Source organism: Alkalihalobacterium alkalinitrilicum (genome assembly GCF_002019605.1).
GTDB lineage: Bacteria > Bacillota > Bacilli > Bacillales > Bacillaceae_F > Alkalihalobacterium > Alkalihalobacterium alkalinitrilicum.
The window spans coordinates 4817196-4841228 of sequence record NZ_KV917368.1 but is presented as its reverse complement, the minus strand read 5'-3'; the positions used below and the strand labels follow the sequence as shown (position 1 = coordinate 4841228).

Below are 24033 nucleotides of genomic sequence, written 5' to 3'. Positions count from 1 at the left end.
TTCAACTCCTTTACTTCAAAAGGACTCTAATCCGAAACGGCTTCCCACTTAAATACTGACTAGACAGCTCTACCTGTTCTTTACCTACATACAAATAATGTGGAAATAAATGTGAAGATTGCATATTAATATACTCAATGGGTCGCTCATCGCGAATGACCATAAATCCATCCTTAAACTCGATCTCCCTTTTCTTTTCTGTAGGTAAACCCGCACCGAACGATTTCGTCCAACTTTCTTGTGCTACTAGTGAATACTGCTCGACTATAAAATAATATTCTCTGACAGGACTTAGCTCGACCGAATGAATATATTCATGATAAAACGTATCGTTCTTATTCACTTTCGTTTCCCAGTAAACCTCATTTTCTTTTAAAAGATATATTTGTAAATAATAGTTTTCCGCTTCCGCTTTAGTCATCGATAAAATACTGTAAGGAATAAGGAACAAAAAGGCAAAGCTTAAAAGCAATGCCTTTTTCCTGTTCATGTTTATGAGCATTACTGTTCATCATAGAAGCGCTGTGCTCCCGGGTGAACATCAATTGGCATACCGTCTAATGACGTATCTAACGTAATGTTGAGACCTTGCTGATGGGCATTACCGAATTGTTCCACATGTTCAAACATCGCTTTGGTTATTTCATATACAAGATCCTCACTCATATCGGATTTGACGATTAACATCGCTAGTACGGCAACAGTTGTTGCATCAGAAGGTGTTCCATATTCATCTGCAGACACAGTATACGGAGTATAGTAAGGATACTCTGATTTTATTTCAGCAATTTTATCAGCATTGATGGATACGAGTCGAATATCTTTCGTTGCTTTTAATGCTTCAACTGCACCTGTTGGTAATCCAGCAGTAATGAACGCAGCATCAATGTTACCGTCTTGAATGCTTCCAGCCGCATCACCGAAACTCATATATTCTTCATTAATGTCATCATACGTGATTCCATGTATATCCAATATTTGTTTGGCATTCGCTTCAGCACCTGAACCGATATCTCCAACTGCTACTCGCTTGCCAACTAGATCATCTACCGTTTCAATCCCACTGTCTGCCGCAGTAATAATTTGGACAACTTCAGGATACAATGTTGCGATTCCGTGGAAACCTGTTAACGGGACATCACCTTCAAACATATTAAGTCCGTTTGAAGCATAATACGCTATATCATTTTGTACTAATGCTAAATCAGCACCTCCGTCCACAATATCATTTATATTGGCAACGGAAGCTCCCGAAGAAAATGAAGAAGCAATAACATTATCAACGTTTGGATTAATAATATTATTCGCAAGTGCTGCTCCTAGTGGAAAATATGTACCTTGTTCTCCACCAGTTAAAACCGTAATATCAACCATACCTCCTTCTTCTGCTATATCCGTATTACCACCATCTATTTCTGCTTCACTACTTCCATCATTCGTACCTCCACTACCACACGCTGCTAAAAAGAAGATGAGAGCAAACATCAGAGATGTGAACCAACTCAATTTTTTCATACCTTTCCCCCCTATTTCTATTATTTAGTTAAACTAGAGTAGTTACAAAATGACTTCTTAAGTACAGACCACCCTAAAGTAACCTGAACAACCGTCATTCTCCTCTTAATAACAATATGAAAGGGAGAGGGAAATATTAACAAATTATTAAGTTTTGAATTTAGCACTAAAAAAAGAGCTTGGACCAATATCCAAACTCTTTCATTGATAGGCTTTTTAATCTATGTTGGTTGTTTTTATTCAGAGCAAACTAGTGTACATGCCTAGAATTTATGTTATTAATTATTGACTGATCATCCATCTATCTAGCATGATTTCCTATTATGTATTACATGATATAAATAACACTTTATATGAACGAAAGATGAACAAAATAAGTCGTCCATTAAAGGCTAACGGTATAAATGAATTGTATTCGTAACCGTTTGATGAACGATTTGACAATGGGGTTCATTTTTCAATTCTATTAGCTTTTTTGCAATATGCTTTAGCAATAATGGTGTTGTTTCTAGTTGTTCAAATGGACCATTATAAGGCCAAGGACCATCTGTTTCGATCAGCAATTGCGTAAGTGGTACTATCTCAGCGAGTTTTTGATCACGTTCACGGTAACAAATTTCAGGAGTAAATGAAATAAAGTGGCCTGCTGCTACAATTTCTTGAACAACTGGTACAGGAGCCTTTAACCAATGAAAATGAGCAGAAACGGTAGGTACTTTTTTTAGTATCGCGAGTGCTCGTTCAGCTTGAGAGTGAACCGCATGAATGGCCAACGGTAAGTTTTCTCGGCGAGCAATTTCCACCCACCAAGCAAACTGCTCCAGATGGAGGTCTTGTTCACGTTCCGTTAATCGATTTAGTTCATAGTAAGGCAGTCCTACTTCTCCAATTAGAGAAATAGCCTTTTTTTCAGAATAGATCAAGTTTATGAATTCGTTCATCTCTCGTACTTGCATCGGTTTTTGTTCAGGATGATAACCTACTCCTGCAAGAATAAAATTCGGAAATCTTTGTTTTAACTCTAACGTTTCATAGGCAGATTTGAGATCATTTGAAACAGCTACGACTTTGTGAATTCCTTCTGATAGCCACTGATTCATTCTTTTTTCGACTTGATCATACTGATAAAGGTGAATATGTGAATCAATCATACATTCCTCCAAAGAAAAAAATTTTGACAGTACTTAAGATTAAGCTACAATGAAACTATTACTATTAAAAAAGAAGGATTACTAATGGAAATATACGTTGTCGTAACCTCTATAACCGTGATGGGAATTATTATTGCATTAGGAGCGTTGTTAGCTTTTAAAGCAGATATTACAAAAGAAATAAAACATGTCCTTATTTTAATCATATTAAATATTGCCGTACCTTCTATTATTTTGAATGGTGTTTTTAATACAGAAGTAACATCACAATTATTACATCAAGTACTCATCATTTTTATTGTGTCGATTTTATTTCATTTAGGTGCACTATTATTTGCATGGATTTTAGCAAAAGTATGTCGTTTCAAGAGTTCTTTTGCTAAAAAAATGACCATTTTAGCAGCTCTTGGAAATACTGGCTTCATCGGAATACCGCTATGTGCAACCATTTTTGGCCCAATTGGAGGCCTATTAGCAGCTATTTTTGATGCGGGGCTAGACATCGTCTTATTTTCAGTTGTTATTTACATGTTGCAGTCCGAAAAACGCTTTCAATTTAGACAATTAAAAGCGCTATTAAATGTACCTTTATTGGCCATCATCCTTGGCTTAACAGCAGTAATAACAGGAGTAGAGCCACCACAATTTATTAAACAACTAACGAGTATGCTAGCTGGCCTCGCTGCACCGTTAGCAATGCTATATATTGGAATGTTACTACCACCGCTTTTTCAAAAAAGAGAATCCTTAGGTTACCGACAAATGTGGTTTCCACTAAGTGTTCGACTTTTAGTTATTCCTATTGTAACACTAGCGATTATGTATGTACTTCCATTAGATCACTTATTAAAAAACATCGTGATCATTCTTTCCGCAATGCCAACGATCATGCTCGCAACTGTCCTATTTGCTCAATATTCAAACGATGAGGAACTCGCTGTTGTAACAACCGTTTACTCCACATTATTGTCATTACTCACGATACCGATTGTTGCCCTCTTTGTTTCCTGGTTGCTTTAAATTGAATGACACTCGCTGCTCTCTTGTAGAAAAATGTCCTTTTTCAAGCTTCAATCCTTAAAAGATTGAAGCTTTTCTAATACTTTATAACTTTAGAAAAATTAAACTCTCTAAAGTGTAAAAAAAACCACAGAAAAAATCTGTGGTTACATCATAATGCCGCCGTCGACATGTAGAACCGTACCATTTACATAATCAGATTCATCAGAAGCTAAAAATAAATACGCATTCGCAATATCAGTAGGCTTTCCGAGTCGGTTAACTGGGATCGTCATTTTTAACTTTTCAATCACTTTGTCAGGAACTTTTGCAACCATTCCCGTTTCAACGAATCCTGGTGCAACCGCATTGACATTAATGCCTTTTCCGCCTAGTTCCTTTGCCCATGATTTTGTCATACCAACGACGCCTGCTTTTGTTGCTGCATAATTCGTTTGACCGACATTCCCATAAACCCCTGAAACACTAGAAGTCGTAACGATTTTTCCTTTTCCTTGTTCGACCATCTTTGGAATAACTGCTTGCGTACAATAGAATACACCTGTTAAATTCACATCAATGACTTTTTGCCAATCTTCAGGCGTTAGCTTATGTAGCATAGCGTCTGCTGTAATACCCGCATTGTTAATTAAAATGTGAACGGTTCCAAATGCATTTACCGTTTCTTCTACCATTTGTGTAACACTCGTTTGATCTGCAACATTCACTTTTACCGCTATTCCTTGACCACCGTTTTCTTTAATTTCAGCCACTACCGCTTCGGCAGCTACTTCGTCAAAATCAGCTACAACTACATTAGCTCCTTCTCTACTAAATGTAAGAGCAGCTTCTCTACCAATCCCATTTCCTCCACCCGTAATGATTGCTGTTTTGTCTTTTAATCTCATCAAACTTCCTCCTATTTAGATAGATTAATACTTTCCACAATTACTCAAAGTACTTCTATGTACTTAACTTTGTGAACGTTTTCAAAATCTAACAATTATCACTTTCCTTCTTACAATTCCGACATCATTATACTTCGACAAATATACTTCAACTCCTGCCTGTCATATTATATCTCTTTTAAAGTAAACTTCATTCAGTTACTTGCTCTTATCCCACACTTTGTCTTTCTTGCTTCCTGAGTACTTTGAAGTGGGAGTCACAGCCCCAATTAAACGTGATACACTTTCGCCTTATCCAAGAAGACTTTCATCAAAGTATACGTACAAAGAAATGAAAAATAGAACTCAAAAAAGAAAAAGACTGACAAATCGATGTCAGACCTACAGATGATAATGGACGGGGTGAATACAGGAGACGCTTTTGGTTTCCTATAAAATACCCTTGGGCTAAATCAATACCGATATCTTTACAATATAATAGTTCTTCTTTTCGCTCAATCCCCTCAGCCAATAAGGTTATCCCTTTTTCACAAGTGATTCTTTTATGCTCCGTATTTTTCGCTGCTTTTCTTGATCTATGTCACAATGATTAATTAGGGATCGGTCAATCCTTTGCAAAGTCCAAAACACCTTCAACCTCGTCACTCAACGCTTGATAAATCTCACTAAATTTAAAGTTGTAAAACAAAAAAACTAGACCCTTTAAGACCTAACCTTCACATACAATCGTATGGATGATTGTCTGTCAGTAAAGAGCCTAGACCATGGTTTATCCAATTTAGATAGTACCTTCATCATAGATTTTTAATAACGTTTGAACAGCTAGTGTTGGGGATGTCTCACCATTGATTAGTAACTTTTCAATGGTAGGCAAATTTTCTTTCACCTGTTCATTTTGGTAGAACCGTGTTTTTAGCTGATCGTCGATTAACGTTCTTACCCAGTCTAACATCTGCTGTTTCCTGCGTTCGTCAAACACTCCTGATGCCTTCGTATCTTGTTCGTATTGTTGGATTACTTCCCAAATATTTGGGACACCTTCACCAGTTAAAGCTGAGACTGTATAGGCTTTCGTTTCCCACCCTTGGGTGGCGGGCTGCAGAAAGTGTAATAAACGATTATATTCTGCTCTCGCAGTCAAAGCCGCTTGCTTATTATTGCCATCCGCTTTATTTATGAAAATCGCATCAGCAATTTCCATCACGCCTTTTTTCATGCCTTGTAATTCATCACCAGCACCAGTCAACATGATTACAAGAAAGAAATCGACCATCGAACGAACGGTAATTTCACTTTGTCCAACGCCAACGGTTTCTACTATGATGACATCATATCCAGCCGCTTCACAAATAAGTAGTGTCTCGCGGCTTTTTCTGGCGACACCACCTAATGTTCCTCCCGCTGGTGATGGACGAACGTAAGCATTTTGATGTCTTGATAGTTGTTCCATTCTCGTTTTATCACCGAGTATGCTCCCCTTTGATAAACTACTCGATGGATCTACCGCTAAAACTGCCACTTTATGACCTTGGTCACATAACATCGTACCAAAGGATTCAATAAGTGTACTTTTTCCTGCCCCAGGGACACCAGTAAACCCTATTCGAACGGAGTTCCCAGTGTAAGGCATTAATTTCTTTAACACTTCTTGACCGAGTTGGATATGCTTTTGTGAATTACTTTCCACTAATGTGATCGCTTGAGCTATTATTGCCCTATTTCCTTCAAGAACCCCCGCAACATAGTCGTCAACTGAAAGCTGACGGCGACGAGGAAATTGGTTCCCTGTCACCGTTTTTTTATCATTGCTCATACCGTCATGTCCCCCTTCAATTCCTTTAAGGTAGTGACTAGCATAGCCTTCAGCTTGATTTGTTACCCATTCTGGTCTTGATTTTTCGTTACTCATTGTGATCCTCGTAACCTAGTCTACGATTCACTTCAACTAACACTTTTTCAGCTGCAACTGGAATAACTGTACCTGGTCCAAAAATAGCGGCAGCTCCTTTTTCTTTCAAGTAATCATAATCTTGAGCTGGGATAACCCCACCAATTACGACAGCAATATCTCCTCGCCCAAGACGTTCTAATTCAGCAACGACTTGAGGTAGAAGTGTTTTATGACCAGCTGCTAGTGAGCTTACACCTAATACATGAACATCATTTTCAACCGCTTGTAATGCAGCTTCTTCTGGAGTTTGGAAAAGTGGTCCGATATCAACATCAAACCCTAAATCAGCAAAAGCAGTCGAAATAACCTTCGCCCCACGATCATGTCCATCTTGCCCCATCTTAGCAATCATAATCCTCGGTCTACGTCCTTCACGCTCTTCGAACTCATCTGTCATTGTGCGAACGACTTTCACTTGTTCTGCATCACCAAACTCTGAACTATATACTCCACTAATCGACCTAATCACCGCCTTATGTCTTCCTGCTACTTTTTCAATCGCATCAGAAATTTCACCTAAGCTCGCACGTACACGAGCGGCTTCAACAGCAAGTTCAAGTAAGTTGCCTTTACCCGTTTCAGCTGCTTGTGTGATCGCGTTTAACGCTGCTTCGACTTTTTGTGGGTCACGTTCAGCTCTTAATTTTTCAAGTCGACGAAGTTGTGCTTCACGAACTGCTGTGTTATCAATATCCAAAATTTCAATTGGATCTTCTTTTTCTAAACGGTATTTGTTTACACCGATAATCGATTCTTTTCCAGAGTCAATATGCGCTTGTCGTCTTGCTGCAGCTTCTTCAATACGCATTTTCGGAAGACCCGTCTCAATTGCTTTTGACATTCCACCAAGCTCTTCAACTTCTTGAATGTGAGCCCATGCTTTTTCAACGAGTTCTGCCGTTAATGACTCAACGTAATACGAACCACCCCAAGGATCTAACACATTACAAATACCTGTTTCATCTTGAAGATATAGTTGCGTATTCCGAGCAATACGAGCTGAGAAGTCCGTTGGTAAAGCGATCGCTTCATCTAATGCATTTGTATGCAACGATTGTGTATGCCCTAATGCAGCTGCCATCGCTTCAATGCATGTACGCGTCACATTATTAAATGGATCTTGCTCTGTTAAGCTCCATCCCGATGTTTGTGAGTGTGTACGAAGAGCTAATGACTTGTCGTTTTTCGGGTTAAACTGCTTCATTAGTTTTGCCCAAATCAGACGCCCTGCGCGCATTTTTGCGACTTCCATGTAATAGTTCATTCCGATGGCCCAGAAGAACGATAAACGTGGTGCGAACTTATCAATATCGATACCCGCTTTTAAGCCTGTCTTAACGTATTCTAAACCATCAGCTAATGTATAACCTAATTCGATATCAGCAGTTGCACCTGCTTCTTGCATGTGGTAACCCGAAATACTAATACTATTAAATTTCGGCATATATTTGGATGTATACTCAAAAATGTCTGCGATGATTTTCATCGACATTTCAGGTCCATAAATATACGTATTACGTACCATGTATTCTTTTAAAATATCATTTTGGATCGTCCCAGAAAGAAGTTCTTGTGCTACCCCTTGTTCTTCTGCAGCAACGATATAAAAGGCCATAACTGGAAGAACCGCACCGTTCATTGTCATTGAAACTGACATTTGATCGAGCGGAATGCCATCAAATAAGATTTTCATATCTAAGATCGAATCTACGGCAACCCCTGCTTTACCTACGTCACCGACAACACGCGGATGGTCAGAATCATAACCACGGTGAGTCGCTAAATCAAACGCAATCGATAAACCTTTTTGTCCAGCCGCTAAGTTACGTCTATAAAAGGCATTACTTTCTTCCGCTGTAGAAAACCCAGCATATTGGCGGACTGTCCATGGGCGCGCTTTATACATCGCAGGATATGGCCCACGGAAAAATGGTGCAATCCCGGCCACATAGTCAAGATGCTTCATACCTTCTGTATCTTCTTTTGTATAAAGTGGTTTTACATCGATTTTTTCGGTCGTATGAAATGTTAGTTCTTCTAATGAAGCTCCAGTCGTTTGCTCCGCTTGCTGGCGCCAGTTGTCTAAATTAGAAGAAGGTTTTTCTGCGGTAAAAGATATACTTGTGAAATCCGGCTTCGTCATCCTTTAACAACTCCTTTCTCGACTTGAAGCTTCCTTAGAACTTCATAACAGTTAGATCGAATATGAACGAATTCATCCACACCTGCGTTACGGTAGTTCGCCTCGTCTTCATCCGCTGGCTTCCCTGCGATCATCACTGTAACCTCTTCGTTTTCTTGCTTGATCGCTTTAATAATGTCTGCAGCTTGCTCTTGATAACTTTCATCTTTCCCACAGATCACTACTACACTAGCCTTTGAATCAATAGCTGCTTGAGCCGCTTCAGAACTTGTCATAAAGCCATTATTACGAAGTACTTCAAAGCTACCAACTTCAAAGAAACCTGCCGTAAAGTCAGCACGAGCTTTATGACTAGGAATAGGTCCGAGATTTGCTAAAAATACTTTAACAGACTCACCTTGTTCTTTCGCATACGTTTCACTTGCTTGGCGAATTTCTTCAAACTTCTCTGCTCCTCTGCTAGGAACGATCGGCTCAATTGCTAACGCTACTTCCGTTTGCCCTAATCCAGTAGCGAGCTCGGCAACTGTTGCCCCGTTAACTGCAAATTGAATGGCTTGATCCACAACATTCGTTTCATTTGTAAATTGAACCGTCGTAGCTCCTGCTTTCAACTTTTCAGCAACATGTTTTTCAATATAAGCCGAATCATCTTCTGGCAATACATCAATCGTCTTTTCGGTCGTATTCGCATACATATTCGTCCCGACAAAAATATCTTTGCGTTGTTCAATATTTTTGAGACGGTTTGCTTTTGTATCAGCAACTTCCTGTTGTGGTAATCCCGAATGTAATGCTGTTACAATCCCACCAGTCATTTCTACTTTTTGGAAAAGTGCCCAAGCCTTTTCAGCTAGTTCATTCGTTAATACTTCGATATACCAAGAGCCACCAGCAGGGTCTACTGTTTTACCAATATGAGATTCTTCTTGCAAAATAATCGAAATGTTACGTGCTATTCTACGAGAAAAAGCGGTTGACTTTTGGATTGGCTCATCAAACGGGCTTACATGAATACTGTTGGCTCCACCTACAGCCGCTGCGAATGCTTCAGACGTACTTCTTAACATATTCACATAAGGATCGTACTTTGTTTTCGTCCATGAAGATGTGCGGGCATGAATATAAAGCTGTCCATCACTTTCTTCTCCACCGAAAGCGGTAACAATTTTAGACCAAAGAATTCTAGCTGCACGGATTTTACCGATTTCCATAAAGTAATCTGAGCCAACTGAGAAAACAAACCGAATTGATTTTGCTGCATCTTGAATCGACACTCCACGAGAAGTTAACGCCTGTAAGTACTCAACTCCAGTAGCTAATGAAAATGCTAATTCCTCAACCGCACTGCTTCCACCATTATGATACGGAGTTCCTTCCACAAGTACTGTTTGAAGAGCTGGTGTATTTTCTTTTGACCATTTTACGACATCAGCCATTACGTTATAGCATTCCTCTAATGCTGTATCGATCGTACCATTTTCAACTAATTGGCCAATCGGGTCCATTCCGACTACACCATTAAGTTTTGAAACCTCAATATTATTCTTTTGTAACGCACCTAATAATATTGCTAAAACTGGAACTGAATTGACTCCAGTATGGATATGAACAGGGGTATTGGCTAAATCAATATCTTCAATTGCAACTTGCATATCTTCTACTGTTGCAACATTTAACCCTAATTGGCCTACTAACCCCTTCGCATCTTCAATAGGAAGCCTTTTCTTGGTAACTTCATCTAGTACGATATGAAGTGCAGTTTGACCACGAGACAAGTCGTGTTTCGCAGCAAGATTAAATTCCTTAGGTGTTGAAACTGTGAGTTCTTGGCTAATCTCCCATGCTTTATCCTTCGTAGGAACTACTCCTGCTCCTCTTAAAAATGGATTTTGACCAGGAAGCGAATCAATAAATGGTAAATCTTGTGCATCTTTTTGTTGATACATCGGTTGTAAGGCAATTCCTTCATACGTCTTCGTAACTAATTTCTTTTCAAAAGAAGCACCTTTTAACGATTTTTCAGTTACTTCACGCCATTCATCGTACGACGGAATTGGAAATTCCCAAAATGGTTCTAACGCTTTTTTATCACCCATAATAGTTGCGGTAAGCACTCCAATGAATACTTACCGCTCTCTCCCTTCTTTTTAAGATCGTTCAAAAGTTCATTCTTGTTACTATAAAACGAGGATGAAGCCAATCGACTTCGTCCATTTTTTCTTTTGAACGGCTATGGAAATGATCAATCGTTTACTCCGTCCGATCCAAGTCGGCTCTCTCCACTTTATCTATCTCTAAAAAGTCGTACAATCTATAGTCCCACTCCTACCCTACTATTCTTTCTTTTATAGCGGGATATTTCCGTGCTTTTTCTTCGGTAATGATTTCTTCTTGTTTTTCAACATATCTAAAGCATTTGCTAAACTTTTTCGTGTGTCGCGAGGATCGATAACGTCATCAACGATACCATTAGCTGCTGCAACATACGGATTTGCAAATCGTTCACGATATTCTTGAATTTTTGCCGCTCTTGTTGCTTCTGGGTCAGCACTCTCGCGGATTTCTTTTGCAAAAATGATGTTCGCTGCTCCTTCAGGACCCATTACGGCAATTTCTGCATTCGGCCATGCAAATACTAAGTCGGCACCAATTGCTTTACTGTTAAGGGCAACATATGCACCACCAAACGCTTTACGAAGGATCACAGTAATCTTCGGAACAGTTGCTTCAGAATATGCGTATAAGATTTTCGCACCGTGACGGATAATTCCACCGTGTTCTTGTTGAACACCTGGAATAAAGCCACTTACATCTTCAAACGTAATGATCGGAATGTTAAAGCAATCACAGAAACGAATGAAACGAGCACATTTATCAGAGGAGTCAATATCAAGTCCTCCAGCCATCATTTTTGGATTGTTCGCTACAATTCCTACTGTTTCTCCATTAATACGACCAAAACCATTCACAATGTTTTTAGCGAATTTCGGTTGAACTTCCATGAATTCACCATCATCAAGAATTAAGTTGAGAACTTTGCGAACATCGTACACTTTTGTTCCGTCAACAGGAACTGCATCAATTAGCTCATCAACTCTTTCATTGATTGGCTTCTTCTCTTTAGGATCTACAGTAGGCGGTTTTTGTTCATTATTTGGTGGTAAATAACTTACTAATTTACGAACATCCTCTAGAACTTCTTCTTCTGAAGTAGCTGTAAAATGAGCATTACCACTTACTGATGAATGAACACGCGCACCACCCAAGTCTTCTGCATTAATCTTTGCACCTGTCACACTTTCAATTACTTTTGGACCCGTAATGAACATTTGACTTGTTTTTTCTACCATGAACACAAAATCTGTTATTGCTGGAGAATATACAGCTCCTCCTGCACAAGGTCCCATAATAACGGAGATTTGCGGTATTACACCTGAATAAATCGAGTTACGGTAAAAAATATGACCATAACCATCCAGAGATAGCACACCTTCTTGAATACGCGCACCACCTGAGTCATTTAAACCAATGAATGGCGCACCGTTTTCAGCTGCTAAGTCCATGACTTTTGCAATCTTTTGAGCATGCATTTCTCCTAGTGCTCCACCAAATACAGTGAAATCTTGGGCGAAAAGAAAAACTAAGCGACCATCAATCTTACCGTAACCAGTCACAACCCCTTCACCAGGAGCTTCTGCCATACCAAATTCAACACTTCTCGTTTCAGTAAAAGGGTTGATTTCTACAAATGTATCTTCATCAAGAAGTAGGTCAATACGCTCACGAGCTGTTAACTTACCTTTAGCATGTTGAGATTCAATACGATCTTCACCACCACCAAGTTTAACTTTCTCGCGGCGATCTTCCATAATTTCGATTTTATCAAACATGTCCATCGTCTATTCCTCCATTCTGTTCGGTATTTATCTTTTGCAAATTAAGCTTATTTTACGAGGAATAAAGGTTGACCGTATTCTACTAATTGGCCGTTTTCTACTAATACTTCAACAACTTCACCGCTAATTTCTGCTTCTAACTCATTCATTAATTTCATCGCTTCAACGATACAAACAACACTGTCTGGAGTTACTTTATCGCCAGCTTTTACGTATGGATCTGCATCTGGAGATGGAGATGCGTAAAACGTTCCTACCATTGGCGATACGATTTTCTGTAGATTTGCATCTTCTACAGCTGGTGCTTGTGCTTCAGGTTGTTTTTCGTCTTTCACTGGTGCTACTGCTACTGGTGCTGGAGTAGGTGCTGGTGCTGAAGTAACTGCTTCTGCTGGTGCTACAAATTCTGTTGCTGTTCCACGTTTGATTGTAACTTCTTGTTTACCTTCCCCTTTAATTGTTAACTCTGTAATCGTTGAACGGTCCACCGCACGGATAAGTTCTTTAAGATCAGTAATTTTTAACATGTAAAACACTCCTTAATATTTTTTAGTTTGGTTGATTTTTCAAGAAAAATCGTTGATACTCTGGTTTTTCAAGAGTATCTTTTGTAAGAATTGAATGCATAACGAAATCTGCATATATTGTTGCAATTTCTTCTATTGAATAACGTCCATTGGATTTATACCATTTGTATGTCCAGTTAATCATCCCGAATATCCCCATCGATGTGATCGGTACAGGTAGCTCTGGACGAAACTCCCCTTGGTCAATTCCTTCTCGAACCACTTTAAACATCATTTCTTTATAACGATCTCGCTTATGTTTAATCGATTGAAAATAATCAGCTGATAAGTACAAGCTTTCTTGATAAAAAACAGTAACGTGTGGCCGATACATATCAAACATCATAACAAACGATTTAACCGTTTCGTATAAGATTTCTGCTGGAGTGTTATACGTTTGATAGGCTTCCTCTGCTTTATCTAGTACATACGTTATAAATGAGTCATGAATTGTGTATAGCAGTTCATCTTTTGATTTAAAATTGTGATAAAAACCACCCTTGGATGTACCACTTGCTCTCGCAATCTTATCGACCGTTACTGCATGGAAGCCGTTTTCTTCAAACAAATGAAGAGCAGCTTCCGTAATTCGCTCTTTTGTCGATCGTTGTGTCAATTTCAACTCACCTACTTTTTAAGACGGTCGACATTTATAGCAACTTGTTATACTTTGTTTTTTTCTAAAAACTTTGTATTAAAGTTGCCAGAAATGAAATCTGGATGTTCTAATAATCGAAGGTGGAACGGGATCGTTGTTTCCACACCATCAATTACGAATTCATTAAGTGCTCGTTTCATTCTTGCAATAGCTTCCTCACGAGTTCTACCATGAACGATAAGCTTTGCAATCATTGAATCATAGAAAGGTGTAATCGTATAACCTGGGTATACGGCACTATCAACACGAACACCTAATCCTCCTGGCGGTAAGTACATTTCTATTTTTCCAGGTGATGGCATAAAGTTTTTATCTGGATTTTCTGCATTGATACGACACTCTATCGACCATCCGTCAATTTGAATTTCTTCTTGTGTGAATGATAGTTTTTTACCACTTGCAACTAAAATTTGTTCCTTTATTAAGTCTACCCCTGTTACTAATTCAGATACAGGATGCTCAACTTGAATACGAGTATTCATTTCCATAAAATAGAAGTTCTTATGCTTGTCTAATAAAAACTCGACCGTTCCAGCACCACAGTAGCTAACCGCTTGCGCTGCTTTAAGTGCAGCTTCACCCATTTTTGCACGAAGGTCTTCGTCAAGCGCTGGTGATGGAGCTTCTTCAATTAATTTTTGGTGTCTACGTTGGATAGAGCAATCACGCTCTCCTAAATGAACAACGTTTCCAAAACTATCACCGATAATTTGGATTTCAACGTGACGTGGTTCTTCAACGAATTTCTCTAAATAAACACCTGGGTTACCGAAAGCGGTTTCAGCTTCTTGCTGTGCCATGGAAATCGCTTTTTGTAAATCAGCTTCTGTCTGAGCGACACGCATTCCTTTACCGCCACCACCTGCTGTAGCTTTAACCATTACAGGGAAACCAATATCTCTAGCAGTAACGAGTGCATCATCGATATTTTCTATAATTCCATCAGTACCTGGAACAATTGGAACACCTGCTGCTTGCATCGTGTCACGAGCTACAGCTTTTGCACCCATTTTATTGATCGCTTCTGGTGAAGGACCGATAAAAGTAATGTTATGCTCAGCACACTTCTCTGCAAAATCAGCATTTTCAGCTAGGAAACCGTATCCTGGGTGAATGGCATCTGCTCCAGTACTTACGGCAACACTCAAAAGGTTAATCATATTTAAGTAACTTTTACTAGAAAGGTGCGGTCCAATGCAGTATGCTTCATCTGCTAAATGAACGTGTAAAGCTTCTTTATCCGCTTCTGAAAAAACAGCTACTGTCTCAATTCCTAATTCTTTACAAGCACGAATGACGCGAACTGCAATCTCGCCTCGATTGGCAATCAATACCTTTTTAAACATTCTCTCACCCTTTTCCGTTTATGAGCCTTTTTGTTTTTACCGAGACCGACTAGTCAGTCTGTATACCTGAATTTTAAGAAAATTAACGGTTTTTGTCAAGTAATTGTTTCTAGCTAACTATTAGTTTTATTTTGTTAACTGAAATTTTTGTTCTATCTAACACTCCATTTCGTATTATACCCAAATTCGGTTGGAAGCATGAAATGGAGTTCATTGATTTTGGTTTAGTTTTTAGGGTAAAGACCTCCACCTCTTAGCGTAGCGTTGGTAGGATGTTCTCATCAGGTGGAGTCGCGAACATCTGCATCCTCGATGTTTCAGCTTGCTAAAACGAATTCGCTTGAGGGATCCATTCATATATTTTCCTTATATAATACATACGCTTCACGTAATGAATGGTTGGAGAATTCAGATGGGGCTAACCTAAAACCGAGCTATAACGGAGTCATGTCTTCTAACTATAATCTATGAATTGTTAACCTTTCTTTATAGTGAATTAACATTTATGCTTCCTAAATGGGTGACTACAAAAAATATTTTTTTAACATTTTAGCGGACCGTAAAGCCGTTATTTCTAAAAATAACGGCTTCACGGTCCGTTCCCACCGCGTAGCGTAGGTGGGATGATCTAATCAAGGTGGAGCCTCGACTCCACCTGATTCCCCGATGTTCTAGGTTGCTGGAACGAGTTCGCTCTATTGCGCAGTATAACCACCATCAATAACAACAGCTTGCCCCGTAACCCCTGCTCCTTGCTCGCTTGCTAAAAACATCGCATAATGAGCAACCTCTTCTACATCCAACAGTCGCCTTTGCGGAACGAGTGGATAAATGATATCTTCAAGGACCCTTTCTAATGATACATTTCTTGTTTTCGATAACCCCTCGAGTTGATTGCGGACTAATGGTGTATCTACATAACCAGGACACAGAGCATTGACGGTTACCCCATCACTTGCACACTCTAGTGCCGCAACCTTTGTTAATCCAATTACACCATGCTTTGCACTATTATATGCAGCTTTTCCAGCAAATCCTACTAATCCATTAATAGAAGCGATATTAAGGATGCGACCATATTGTTGTTTTTTCATATAAGGGAGAACATACTTCATCGCCAAAAAAGGGGCAACGAGCATGATTTTCATTAATTGTTCAAACGTTTCTGATGGAAACTCTTCAATCTTTGCAATATGTTGCTTCCCTGCATTATTAATTAAGACATCAATTTTTCCGTAGTGATCATAGATCTGTTGAACGGCATCCACCATTTGTTGTTCATTCGTTACATCACATGCTAATGTTAATATATTTTCAGAATGAGCCTTCAGTTTCTCTCCTGCTTGTTCCACAGTTTGTTCGTTAATATCGCATATGGCTAAATAAGCTCCATTTTTGACAAAATATTCGGCTAATGCATAGCCAATCCCACTACCTGCGCCAGTAATAAAAACAACTCGCTCGTTAAGCATCTATACCTCTCCTTCTACTCCAACTATTAGAGCTATTCATAAATTCCTGAAATCTAACTAGCTAACCTCATTACCTACGTTTTTACTAGCCCTAACGTTATACGATATCGATTAAAAATCTTTAATTTCCAATCATTTTATTCGGTAACCAAAGAACAATCTCTGGAAAAAGTGCACATAAAATGAGAGTTAATACTTGAATACCGACAAACGGCCAAACCCCTCTCATAATATCAGACGTTTGCACTTCCTTAGGGGCAACACCTTTAAGGTAAAAAATAGAGTAAGCGAAAGGTGGAGTTAAGAAAGACGTTTGATACATAATACAAACCATCGTTGCAAACCAAATCGGATCAAACCCTAGCATTGCAGCAATTGGCGTAAAGATCGGGATAATAATTAAGATCGAAGCAATCCAGTCCATTAATAAACCTAGAACGAAGACGATAAGCATCATCATAATGAAAATGCCCCATTTTTCTAAAGGAATAGCGAGAATTGCTTGTTCTACTATTCGTCCGCCACCCAACCGCATAAACACACTGACGAAAAATCCTGCAAAGATAATAATTGCATAAACCATCGCGGACACTTGGAGTGTTCGATAGAGCGACTCTTTAATTACCGTAAAATTTAACTCTCGATACGCAGCTGCAACAATTAATGAAGCAAATGCTCCGACAGCTGCTGCTTCAGTAGGAGGTGCAATACCAAACCAAATCGAACCTAGAACAGCAAACACAATGGCTAATACAGGTAAAATATGAAGGATACCAATAACTTTATCTTTTGTTGAGTATTGAGCTAACTCTTCTTTAGGAATAGCAGGGGCAAAGGTTGGATTCGTGTATGAACGAACGAGTACATACACAATATATAAGAAACCCATTAATAACCCTGGAATTAAGGCCGCATAAAAAAGTTGCCCGACAGATATACCTGCTGCTGGACCATAAAGAATTAACATAATACTTGGAGGTATTAAAACACCTAAAGTTCCTCCCGCACATATTACACCAGTCGCCATCGACTTATTGTAGTTTCTTTTTAACATTGCTGGAAGAAATAACACCCCCATCGTAACGACGGTTGCCCCGACAACACCTGTACTTGCACCAAATAAAATAGATATCAATAATGCCGATATCGCTAAGCCACCACGAATACTGCCTAAATTTATACTTAACGCATGAAACAATCGCTCTGCTATACCCGATCGATCAATGACGTTCCCCATAAAAATAAATAACGGGATTGCAAGAAGTGAATAGTTCCTAATAGTATCAAATGCATTTAATGTGATTAAGTTAATAACGCCTTCTCCCCAAAAGATCAGACCGAATAACAATCCTAAAGCACCTAATACGATAAAAAGATAATACCCAGAGAAAATTCCGATCATTAAACCGACGAGCATTAATATAAATATCGTTAAAGCACTAGCATCCATTGGCTATTCCTCCTTTCCCGTTAGTTGTAAAATACTTTTGCATAGCTCACTTATACCTTGGATAAGTAATAGAAAAAAGGCTATTGGAATCGCACTTTTTAGTGGATAAATTGGAGGTTGCCAGTTTCCAGTCATAATATGTTCGTTTCTTTGCCACGAAAGTAAAGCCGCATCAAACGAATTCATAAGGCCAAAGATAATTAACGGGAAAAACAGTAAAAGAACAAACACAATATCAATAATCGCTTTCATCTTAGGTGGAAACCGATCGTAAAAAGTATCTACTCTTACATGTTGGCGGTTTTTCAATGCCCAAGCCGCTCCAATGATAATGGCCGAACCACCGAGCATATAACTGACATCCATCGCCCATGGTACGTTTCGATTAAATAGAAACCTAGAAATGACTTCATACGTTAAAATTAAAATCAATACTCCGATGAACCAACTTATTAATTTTCCTGCCCATTCACTAATTGCATCACATGTTTGTGACACTTTTATTAAGATATTCGTCACTTGTATCCCTCCTGAAGAGAAAACTCGTTCTAGCTTTGCTAGAACTTCGGAAATTCAAGGGGAGTCTTCACTCCCCCTGAATGAGAGTCAGCCTCAAACATTTATCTTAGTAACTTGGACTCATAAAGTCTCTCCAAAAATTGTATTTCTCAAGGAAACGATTTTGTGATTCCCATACCTTTCTAAACTGTTCATCATTTTCTGCAAGTTCTGCATAGTATTCATTCGTTACTTCACTCATACGAACTTGGTCACTGGAATCAAATTCAATAATTGTTAGCTTTCCTTGCTCTTCTAACTCACGATACTTTTCCATTGTTTGCATATCTTGATAAGCAGCATAAGACCAAGCTTTCCCCCACATATTTTCAGTGACTAGTGACACAATTTCTTTTAAATCATCTGGAAGCTCTTCCCAACGTTGTTTATTAACCATAAACGAAAACGTTGATGTCGGTTGATGGGCTCCAGGTACAACAAGATACTCTGCAACTTCATGGAAACCTAATCCAAAATTATCCGTAGGTGTCGCAAATTCTGCAGCATCAACCATTCCACGTTCAAGCGCTTGATACACCTCGCCACCTGGAACGTTTACAACATTTGCTCCTAAGCGTGATTGAATTTCGCCCCAGAACGCCGAACCACGTACTCTCAAACCTTTTAAATCATCTAAATTATGAATAGGAACTGTAGAATGATAGAAAACCTCTGGTGTATAGGCGCCCGCTGGAAGAACTTCTACATTGTAATCTGAGAACGTCTCTTGCCAAAGTTCCGTACCTTCATCTTGTAATACCCACGTCATATATTGTTGTTCATTCATCCCAAGAGGCATGGATGCAAAGAAACCTGCCGCTTGTATTTGTCCAACCCAGTACCCTTCCCAGCTATGAATTGCATCGAGAGTTCCTGTATCCACCGCGTCTAAGATATCGAATGCTGCTACGATCGACCCTGCTGGATGCATTTCAACTTCTATACGTCCACCAGTAGCTGCAGTAATGTCTCTGGCAATTTCTTCTGCCATCCAGTGAAGAGTTGTCCCTGAAGGCCATGGTGACTGCGCAACCCATTTATACGTTTTCCCACTATTTCCAGCATCAGCACTACCTTCTCCCCCACCACTTGACTCTTTAGACGTACAACCTACCATAAAAATAGAAGCAATCATTACGACTGATAACATCATTAACAACTTTTTTTTCATACTTTATTCCCCCTTTGGTTATTAATCAACCATTAAGTAAACGCTTACATTAATAGATTAGAAATTACCCCTCCTTTTATTAAGCTAATGGTTTGCTTATCTCCTATCTGCAATATTTATGCCATGTTTCATTTTTTTTGTTTCTTTCCCTTCTATCCCTCTTGTTATAAGAGAAAACTCAAATTATGAAACTGAATCCGTTTATTTAATATTCCATATATTCGGAAAAATCAAAGCGCTAACTTAGTCGTTTCATTCAAAAATCAAGGTAAAACAAGCAAAAGTAAAAATTCCGTAATTTTGGAATGAATTCCAAGATTACGGAATGAAGGCATAGCTTAATATTTAAACTTATATTTCGCCAGCTTTTCATAAAAACTCGATTTACTTACACCTAAATACTTAGCCGTCTTTAACTTATCATAGTTATGCTTGACCAACATATTCTTAATGACTTTTCTTTCCGTCTCCTCAAGTATTTCTTTCAACGTTTTTTCACCAGTTGCAAGACTTACGGTTTCTTTTAAGTATTCAGGCAATGCTTCTATAGTAATTTCATTGCCATTTGCAAAATGTACGGATGCCTCAACTACATTTTCTAACTCTCTCACATTACCTGGCCAATGATGTTGCAGCAATACTTCTTCAACTTCTGGGGAAAGAAGTAGTTTTCGCTTTCCAATTTTTTTGGTTACTTTTTCGATAAGAGCGTTAGAAATAGGGATAATGTCTTCTACTCGCTCTCGTAATGGAGGGATTGTCAAAGGAATAACATTAATTCGATAAAATAAATCTTCTCTGAACTTGCCATCTTTCACCATCTTTTCTAAGGGACGGTTAGTCGCCGTAATAATTCGAACATCAATAGACTCTGACTTCGTTGCCCCAACAGGCTCGACTTCCTTTTCTTGCAAAACACGTAACAGTTTTACCTGCATATTAATCGGCATATCACCAATTTCGTCAAGAAAAATTGTTCCTGAATCAGCAAGTTGAAATTTGCCTGGCTTACCACCCTTTCTAGCTCCTGTAAATGCACCTTCCTCATAGCCGAATAGCTCTGATTCCAGAAGATGTTCTGGTATTGCTCCACAATTCACTTTAACAAACGGTTTATGACTACGGTTGCTTAACTGATGAATTGCATGAGCAAAAAGTTCCTTACCCGTTCCACTTTCTCCACGAATGAGAACAGAAATATCACTTGCTGCCACTTTCTGTACTTGATCGTGGATCTGTTGGAGCTTTTCTGAATTACCTATAATATCACTTAAGTCATATTTAGCACCTGATGTTTTTTCCCATTCTTTACGATAATACTCAAGCTGGGACATTAATGCTTTAATGTGAGTGTTCATCTGTTGCCATTCTTCTGTATCTCTAAATATGACATTACCAACTGCCCCGATGATTTCATCACCACGTAATATAGGTACACGATTAGCGATCATATACGTACCATTTATATAATGAAGTTGTGCAATTTCCTCTTTACCACTTTCAACGACAATATGCATTCGCGTATTTTCAATCACGTCAGTCACATGTTTGCCAATTACTTCTTCTATATCCACACCTATAAACTCACAATACGACCGATTCAAATACGTAATATAACCACTTTGATCAACCACTACAATTCTTTCGTACGCAGAATCAATTATCGTTTCAAGTATTTCTTTATTTATGTCGTATCTAATCATAAGATCATTCCTTCAATACTTTACTTAATATTTAATTCTATTTCAATAAACGCTTTCCCTTTTTTTACATAAATACTGTCGAATGAGAATAGATTTTAATTAAAACCAAAACCCTTTCACCATTTTCTTATACAGCTAATACATATATATTACATACGTTTAAGTTCTATCCTTTGCGGTTATAGAATGAGTAGGCATTATTTTATCGTTCACATATCTAGACGAATTCGACATAGTATGCTAATAATAGTAAAAAAACGCGAAGGATAAAGTGGCTATGCATAATAACGGAAGGGTGATGGTGATGGGTTACAATCCAATAAAAATGAAAAAGTTGTTAGAAGTTGACAGGTTTCTACATGGCACTTATGAAGATGTGAAAGAAAAAGTAGGTTGCGAAGATACTGCACTCGAAATTGTCTTTCAAACATATGTTATGAAAGAAAAAATTCTCCAAAATGCTTATGTTCATTTAACGTAAATAATGAAGTATACGATTAATTTAAAGTTATACCCAACTATTGATATAAAGAAAGAATAGAGAAGCATCCGTCACCATATTTCATGACATTAGGATGCTTCTTTTATCTTTTTAACTACCTTTTATTGCTTTATGTGAAAGTTTTCGTTTTATGTTTTATGGCACTAAACTTTAATTATTAGATCTCTTCAAACTTTCCATCAGTCGAGTTAAATTTTTAACTTTGCTATGTTTTCGTTAATTCTGTTTTCCCTACCCCTGTTTGACCGACAAACATGAATGAGGCAATCGGACGATTGGCACGGCTAAACCCTGCACGACTTCTGCGTACTGCCTTTGCAACACTTTCAACCGCAGCTTGTTGTCCAATGACTTTATTTCCAAGTTCTTCTGACTAAATTTGACCAATTATTTTATTTTGTTATTTTCAGAATTTTGTTACAATATTAGTGGCACTTATTTTTAAAAGGATGTGAGCAAATGCTAACTATCGGAACTTTTTTCAAACAAAATAACTTGAAGTATGGAAATAAAATTGCCATCATCGATCGTGACCAGACCCTTACATATCAAGAATTAAACGAAAGAGCAAATCGATTGGCAAATGCTCTTGTTAAAAAAGGCTATCAAAAAGGTGACAAAATTGCAGTGCTTATGAAGAATCATGCCGCTTATATTGAAATAATTGGTGCACTTGCAAAAATTGGTGTCATCATCGTTCCCATTAACTACCGACTTCTTCGTAAAGATGTTCAATATATTATTAACCATTCCAAATGTCGTGCGGTTATTACAACAGGAGAATATGAAAGTCTCATTCGTTCTGTTATCCCTGCTACTCCCCAGCTTGACACGTTACTTATGCTTGGAAGTGAGGGAGAATATCCCTTTCATCAATACGAGCCATTCCTTCAATCTGGTTCCAACGAAGAACCCGACGTAGAAATTCATGAAAATGATCCCTTTTATTTTGGCTATACTTCTGGAACAACAGGAAAACCTAAGGCCGTTGTCATTTCTCATCGTTCTCGTGTACTTACTGGCATCGTGGCTGCCACTGAATACAAAGTGGCCGAAGATGATGTTCATATTGTTGCTGGCCCAATTTATCATGCAGCACCATGGATTTTCTTACTAATGCAACTCATTGTTGGTGGTACGATCATTATTCAAGAAACATTCGATCCCGAAGAATTTTTACAACTTACGGAAAAATACCAGGCAACAAACACATTTCTGGCACCAACTATGTTTAATTTCATCGTGAACCTCCCGACTGATATTAAGCAAAAGTATAATCACGAGTCGATGCGGGTACTGATTTCAGCTGGTGCTCCCTTGCCAACACAAACAAAAAATGATGTGCTTAAATATTTTATTGATGCTGATCTTCATGAGTTTTACGGGTCCACAGAGAGTGGAATTACTTTAAATATTAAACCAAAGGATATTCGGCAAAAAGAAGCTTGTGTAGGACTTCCATTTCCAATGGTTGAGTGTTTACTTTTAGATGATCAAAAAAATCCTATGGCAAGAGGAGAAGTTGGCGAACTTTATATTAAAGCCCCTTATTTGCTAGATGAATATTACCAAAATGATCAAACGAATCAAGATGCTTTTTACGGTAATTACTTTACAGTCGGGGATATGGCTCGACAGGATGATGACGGTTATTATTATATCGTGGATCGTAAAAAAGATATGCTGATTAGTGGTGGTGTTAACATTTATCCACGTGAAATTGAGGAGTTTTTATATACAAATGCAGGCATTTTAGAAGTTGCTGTCATCGGTGTGCCTGATCCAGTTTGGGGTGAAGCGGTTAAGGCGATTGTCGTACCTAAAGCAGGTGTTTCCTTAACAGAAGAAGAAATTATCTCCTACTGTGAAGGCAGATTAGCTAGTTACAAGAAGCCTAAATCGGTAGACTTCGTTTCAGTCTTGCCTCGTAATCCGTCTGGTAAAATACTAAAAACAGACCTTCGTGCACCTTACTGGCAAGGTCAAGGAAAAAGGATCTAATTTCCATGTTTCACGATATTATTTTTTTTAGAGCGACATC

General features: G+C 38.5%; 19 protein-coding genes. 3 read left to right on the top strand and 16 right to left on the bottom strand.

All coding sequences use genetic code 11. The features are described 5' to 3' along the window. Positions 1-10: 10 nt before the first annotated feature. The 3 genes from BK574_RS23350 to BK574_RS23340 form a co-directional block, all read right to left on the bottom strand. On the bottom strand, positions 11-490 hold the full coding sequence (locus tag BK574_RS23350) for a DUF1850 domain-containing protein (protein WP_158211733.1): 480 nt from the start codon (positions 488-490) through the stop codon (positions 11-13). Between the two features lie 11 nt (positions 491-501). Further along, complete coding sequence (locus BK574_RS23345; RefSeq protein ID WP_078430281.1) at positions 502-1515, bottom strand: TAXI family TRAP transporter solute-binding subunit; 1014 nt, start codon at positions 1513-1515, stop codon at positions 502-504. A 392-nt stretch (positions 1516-1907) separates the two neighbouring features. Next, positions 1908-2666: a TatD family hydrolase gene (locus tag BK574_RS23340; RefSeq protein WP_078430280.1), complete on the bottom strand. Its 759-nt coding sequence runs from the start codon at positions 2664-2666 to the stop codon at positions 1908-1910. A gap of 84 nt (positions 2667-2750) precedes the next feature. On the opposite strand from BK574_RS23340, the gene BK574_RS23335 reads away from it, so the two are divergent. Next, positions 2751-3686 carry an AEC family transporter gene (locus BK574_RS23335; protein ID WP_078430279.1) on the top strand — a complete coding sequence of 312 codons (936 nt, stop codon included), beginning with the start codon at positions 2751-2753 and terminating at the stop codon, positions 3684-3686. A gap of 146 nt (positions 3687-3832) precedes the next feature. Here the strand turns inward: BK574_RS23335 and fabG are convergent, their stop codons facing one another. The 13 genes from fabG to BK574_RS23270 form a co-directional block, all read right to left on the bottom strand. Then, positions 3833-4573: a 3-oxoacyl-ACP reductase FabG gene (gene fabG / locus BK574_RS23330; RefSeq protein WP_078430278.1), complete on the bottom strand. Its 741-nt coding sequence runs from the start codon at positions 4571-4573 to the stop codon at positions 3833-3835. A 778-nt stretch (positions 4574-5351) separates the two neighbouring features. Continuing rightward, positions 5352-6482 (bottom strand): methylmalonyl Co-A mutase-associated GTPase MeaB, encoded by a 1131-nt coding sequence (gene meaB / locus BK574_RS23325; protein WP_078430277.1) that lies wholly within the window; start codon positions 6480-6482, stop codon positions 5352-5354. Further along, positions 6475-8667 carry a methylmalonyl-CoA mutase gene (gene scpA, locus BK574_RS23320; protein WP_075385846.1) on the bottom strand — a complete coding sequence of 731 codons (2193 nt, stop codon included), beginning with the start codon at positions 8665-8667 and terminating at the stop codon, positions 6475-6477. Before scpA ends, meaB begins: the two co-directional genes overlap by 8 nt. Continuing rightward, complete coding sequence (locus tag BK574_RS23315; RefSeq protein ID WP_142248026.1) at positions 8664-10784, bottom strand: methylmalonyl-CoA mutase family protein; 2121 nt, start codon at positions 10782-10784, stop codon at positions 8664-8666. The genes scpA and BK574_RS23315 overlap by 4 nt, the downstream gene beginning before the upstream one ends. A 231-nt stretch (positions 10785-11015) precedes the next feature. Continuing rightward, on the bottom strand, positions 11016-12566 hold the full coding sequence (locus BK574_RS23310; RefSeq protein ID WP_078430275.1) for an acyl-CoA carboxylase subunit beta: 1551 nt from the start codon (positions 12564-12566) through the stop codon (positions 11016-11018). Between the two features lie 47 nt (positions 12567-12613). After that, positions 12614-13093: an acetyl-CoA carboxylase biotin carboxyl carrier protein gene (accB, locus tag BK574_RS23305; protein WP_078430274.1), complete on the bottom strand. Its 480-nt coding sequence runs from the start codon at positions 13091-13093 to the stop codon at positions 12614-12616. A gap of 22 nt (positions 13094-13115) precedes the next feature. Continuing rightward, on the bottom strand, positions 13116-13748 hold the full coding sequence (locus BK574_RS23300; RefSeq protein WP_180320601.1) for a TetR/AcrR family transcriptional regulator: 633 nt from the start codon (positions 13746-13748) through the stop codon (positions 13116-13118). Between the two features lie 47 nt (positions 13749-13795). Continuing rightward, positions 13796-15136 carry an acetyl-CoA carboxylase biotin carboxylase subunit gene (gene accC, locus BK574_RS23295; protein ID WP_078430272.1) on the bottom strand — a complete coding sequence of 447 codons (1341 nt, stop codon included), beginning with the start codon at positions 15134-15136 and terminating at the stop codon, positions 13796-13798. 695 nt (positions 15137-15831) lie between these two features. Then, positions 15832-16608: a 3-hydroxybutyrate dehydrogenase gene (locus tag BK574_RS23290; RefSeq protein ID WP_078430271.1), complete on the bottom strand. Its 777-nt coding sequence runs from the start codon at positions 16606-16608 to the stop codon at positions 15832-15834. Positions 16609-16729: 121 nt separating this feature from the next. Next, entirely contained in the window at positions 16730-18058 is a 1329-nt protein-coding gene (locus BK574_RS23285; RefSeq protein ID WP_078430270.1) for a TRAP transporter large permease, read from the bottom strand. Between the two features lie 3 nt (positions 18059-18061). Then, the gene (locus BK574_RS23280) at positions 18062-18577 is read right to left on the bottom strand and encodes a TRAP transporter small permease subunit (RefSeq protein WP_158211732.1); all 516 of its coding nucleotides are present in this window, start codon (positions 18575-18577) and stop codon (positions 18062-18064) included. A 106-nt stretch (positions 18578-18683) separates the two neighbouring features. Continuing rightward, positions 18684-19787, bottom strand: a complete 1104-nt coding sequence (locus BK574_RS23275; RefSeq protein ID WP_078430268.1) for a TRAP transporter substrate-binding protein — start codon at positions 19785-19787, stop codon at positions 18684-18686. A 338-nt stretch (positions 19788-20125) separates the two neighbouring features. After that, entirely contained in the window at positions 20126-21490 is a 1365-nt protein-coding gene (locus BK574_RS23270) for a sigma-54 interaction domain-containing protein (protein ID WP_078430267.1), read from the bottom strand. Positions 21491-21815: 325 nt separating this feature from the next. On the opposite strand from BK574_RS23270, the gene BK574_RS27145 reads away from it, so the two are divergent. Both BK574_RS27145 and BK574_RS23265 read left to right on the top strand, forming a co-directional pair. After that, a complete protein-coding gene (locus BK574_RS27145; protein WP_218970612.1) occupies positions 21816-21971 on the top strand; it encodes a hypothetical protein in 156 nt (51 codons plus the stop codon). 480 nt (positions 21972-22451) lie between these two features. Then, on the top strand, positions 22452-23993 hold the full coding sequence (locus tag BK574_RS23265) for a class I adenylate-forming enzyme family protein (RefSeq protein WP_078430266.1): 1542 nt from the start codon (positions 22452-22454) through the stop codon (positions 23991-23993). Positions 23994-24033: the final 40 nt, after the last annotated feature.